We start from the raw sequence: 3,385 nt of genomic DNA, 5'->3' as shown, positions 1-3,385 counted from the left end.
CGCGCACCTGCACGACTCGGTGCTGCAGACGCTCGCGCTGATCCAGAACAGGGCCGGTGCCTCCAGTGAGGCCGCGCGTCTCGCCAGAGCGCAGGAGCGCGAGCTGCGGGCGTGGCTGTACGACGGTGACGCCCCGGCCGACAGCGACCTGCCGACGGATCTGCGTGACTACGCCGGAGCGCTCGAACTCGACTACCCGGTGCGCATCGACGTGGTCTCGGCCGGCCTCTCCGCCGAGCGCGCGAGTGGGGAGCTCGCGGCCGCGGCCAGAGAGGCGATCCTGAACGCGGCTCGTCACGCCGGTGGCGAGATCTCGGTGTACATCGAGGGCAGCGCGACCGGCGTCGACGTGTTCATCCGCGACCGCGGTGCCGGGTTCTCCCTCGACGACGTGCCCAGCGACCGCCTCGGGGTGCGGGAGTCGATCATCGGCCGGATGCGTCGCGCCGGCGGCTCGGGCGGGGTCCGCAGCGACGAGAACGGCACCGAGGTGCATCTGAGCATCACGTCCCGGGAGGAGAACCGTGGCTGACAGCATCCGCGTCGTGATCGTCGACGACCACTCGATCTTCCGCTCCGGTCTGCGGGCCGACCTCGATGCCAGTGTCGATGTGGTCGGGGAGGCTGCCGACGTGCCGTCCGCCCTCGCGGTGATCGGCGCGACGCAGCCCGATGTGGTGCTGCTCGACGTGCACCTGCCGGGCGGCCCCGGCGACGCCGCGCCCGGGGGGGAGGCCGTGATCCGCGGCTCGGCGCCGACGGCGGCCCGGTTCCTCGCGCTGAGCGTGTCGGATGCGGCGGCCGATGTGGTGCGGGTGATCCGCGCCGGCGCGCGCGGCTACATCACCAAGGGATCGTCCGGCATCGAGGTCAGCAAGGCCGTTCATGCCGTGGCCGACGGTGACGCGGTGTTCTCGCCGCGGCTCGCCGGCTTCGTGCTCGACGCGTTCGGGGCCGTCGCGGGGGAGACAGCGACTGCGACGGATGAGCTCGACCGGCTCTCGGCGCGCGAGCAGGAGGTCATGCGTCTGATCGCCCGCGGCTACGCCTACAAGGAGGTCGCGTCGGAGCTGTTCATCTCGATCAAGACGGTCGAGACGCACGTGTCGTCCGTGCTGCGCAAGCTGCAGCTCTCGTCGCGGCACGAACTCACCGCCTGGGCATCCGAGCGGCGACTGCTGTAGTCAGGCCACGCGACGCGTGACGCGCTCAGGTCGAGCGCGGGGCGTCAGGCTGCGAGCCAGAGGCCCTTCTGGTCCGTCGCGATGGTGAGGCCGGCGGCGACCGTCTCGTCGTCGCCGATCCTGGCGCCGCGGACGATGCGCGCTCCGGCGCCGACGTCGGTGCGGACACCCACGTACGCGTGGTCCCCGATCGCGGCTCCCTGACCGATGTGCGCGTGCGCATCGACGAAAGCTCCCTCACCGACCACGGCGTCTTCGTCGATCCAGGCGCCGCGGGCGATGGTCGCCCCGGCGCCGACGCGCGCGCCCGGTTCGATATAGGCACCCGCCTCGATGTGCGCCTTCGGATGCACCTTCGCGCCATGCGCGACGAGACCTCGACCGTTCGCGTGCTTGCGGTACCGCAGCGTCGCGCCCTGGTCGTTCTCGATGTCGACGTAGTTCTTACCCACGATTCCTCCCGTGCTCCGGAGTTCTCCGGATATATCAACAACCACGGCACGGGCGGATTCATTCCCGCGGATGGATGTAGGGAGCGCGGTGGGTTTCGGTTCGCTAGTCGACGCGGGTCGCCGCGGAACCGATAGTCTTCGCGAGATCCGCAGCGCGGCTCCACATCGGCCAATGCCCGGTCGGGAGATCGATGACCTCGAGGTCATCGAGGGCGTCGACCTCGGCGAACATGGGATGCCCCGCGCGGGCGAGTTCCAGAAGCTGTGCGCTGGGGATGGAGCAGCAGACGAGGGTGGTGGGGACTCGGCGGCGCGCCTCGTTCGTGAGTTCCACGGGCTGCCGGAGCACCGGCCCGGGCTCGGGGACGGCTCGGGCACGGAAGCGCTCGAGCATCTCGGGGCTCAGACCCTCGAGGCTGGCCTGCTCTCCGAGGACCTCGAAGGGCGGCAGAGGCAGCTCCGCCACCGTGTCGGGGAGCTCCGGGGCGAAGACGCTTCCCGGTGCGACGGGTCCGGAGTCGACCCAGATGATCCGACGGACGCGCTCGGGATGCCGGTCGAGGACGATGCTGAGCGGAGCGTTGGCCCCGCTGTGACCCACGAGCACCACGGGGTTCTCCACCGAGGCGTCGGCGCGGGCCATGGCCTCTTCGATCGCCGCGGCCTGATCGTCGAGGGTCCGGGACGATCGTTCGGGATCGTGCGCGTCGAGGCCGGGGAGTGTCATCGCGACGGCGTTCTGCCCGTCGGCCGTCAGCCCTTCCTGCACCTCGTCCCAGGCCCAGGCGCCGAGCCAGTGGCCCGCGATCAGGATGATGGTCGGATTCCTTGTTTCTGTCGTCATGTCTCGATGCTCGCAGCAGCTCCGGACAGGTGTATGGCACTATTTCTGTCATGAATTCAACGAGGTGCCGGCGGTGAAGCGGACTGAGCGGCTCCATGCCCTGACGGAGATGCTGCGCCGCAACGGCACGCGGGGATGCAGCGCGGATCGGCTCGCCGCCGAGTTCGAGGTGTCCGTCCGCACCGTGAAGCGCGACCTCGCCGCGCTGGCGAGCAGCGGCGCCGCGGTGTGGTCGCGCCCGGGACCCGGTGGTGGCTACGGGTTGGCATCGAGCGCCTCCCTGCCGCCCATCACGCTCTCGCCGGCGCAGGCCGTGGCGCTCCTGGCGGCCGTCTCGGCGGCGTCCGACGCCCCCTACGCCGACCTGGCATCGGCCGGGGTGCAGAAGATCATGGACGTGCTCGATCCCCGCACGCGGGAGAGGGCCGCCGACCTGGGGCGTCGAGTGTGGGTCGACGGATCGCCCCCTTCCTCCCGCGCCGTCCGCTCGGTGATCGAGGAGGCGATGGCCGAGCAGCGGACGATCAGGATCCGGTACACCTCCCTCGCCGGTGCCACGACCGCGCGTGAGATCGAGCCCGTGATGTTCGCCTCCGCGAACGGCCGGTGGTACCTGGTCGGATGGTGTCTGCTGCGCGACGCGATGCGCTGGTTCGTCGTGTCGCGAATCGAGCAGGCTCGCATGACGAACACGGCCTGCAGCGGTCACACCGTGCAGGAGGTCGGGACCCCGCCGGTGAACGCCCGGCCGGTGCATGTCGGCGGTTGAACGACTCGCGCCGTTCCTGCCCGATACTCAGTGCTGGCAGACCGGACACCAGAACGTGACGCGCTCGCGGGTCGGGTCGGCGCCCTGCTCGCCGCGCCGGATGAGGGTTCCGCAGCGGCGGCACGGGCGCCCGGCG

Annotated in this window: 5 protein-coding genes; 3 read left to right on the top strand and 2 right to left on the bottom strand. The window is 70.8% G+C overall.

What is annotated here, in order from left to right; translation table 11 throughout:
- On the top strand, positions 1–532 hold a 532-nt coding region (locus ACNPM4_RS01570; protein WP_448984465.1), incomplete at its 5' end, for a sensor histidine kinase.
- Positions 525–1,184: a LuxR C-terminal-related transcriptional regulator gene (locus tag ACNPM4_RS01565; RefSeq protein WP_448984464.1), complete on the top strand. Its 660-nt coding sequence runs from the start codon at positions 525–527 to the stop codon at positions 1,182–1,184. The genes ACNPM4_RS01570 and ACNPM4_RS01565, both read left to right, overlap by 8 nt.
- Before the next feature lie 44 nt (positions 1,185–1,228).
- Here the strand turns inward: ACNPM4_RS01565 and ACNPM4_RS01560 are convergent, their stop codons facing one another.
- Together ACNPM4_RS01560 and ACNPM4_RS01555 are read right to left on the bottom strand one after the other, a co-directional pair.
- Positions 1,229–1,636 carry a DapH/DapD/GlmU-related protein gene (locus ACNPM4_RS01560; protein WP_029261372.1) on the bottom strand — a complete coding sequence of 136 codons (408 nt, stop codon included), beginning with the start codon at positions 1,634–1,636 and terminating at the stop codon, positions 1,229–1,231.
- Between the two features lie 103 nt (positions 1,637–1,739).
- Positions 1,740–2,480, bottom strand: coding sequence for an alpha/beta fold hydrolase (locus ACNPM4_RS01555; RefSeq protein WP_448984463.1), 741 nt, complete (start codon positions 2,478–2,480; stop codon positions 1,740–1,742).
- Between the two features lie 73 nt (positions 2,481–2,553).
- Between ACNPM4_RS01555 and ACNPM4_RS01550 the strand changes: the two genes are divergently transcribed.
- Positions 2,554–3,249 (top strand): helix-turn-helix transcriptional regulator, encoded by a 696-nt coding sequence (locus tag ACNPM4_RS01550; RefSeq protein WP_448984462.1) that lies wholly within the window; start codon positions 2,554–2,556, stop codon positions 3,247–3,249.
- Positions 3,250–3,385: the final 136 nt, after the last annotated feature.

The organism is Microbacterium umsixpiens, from assembly GCF_053543675.1.
The sequence above is the reverse complement of the archived record's forward strand: the minus strand, read 5'-3'. Positions and strand labels throughout refer to the sequence as shown.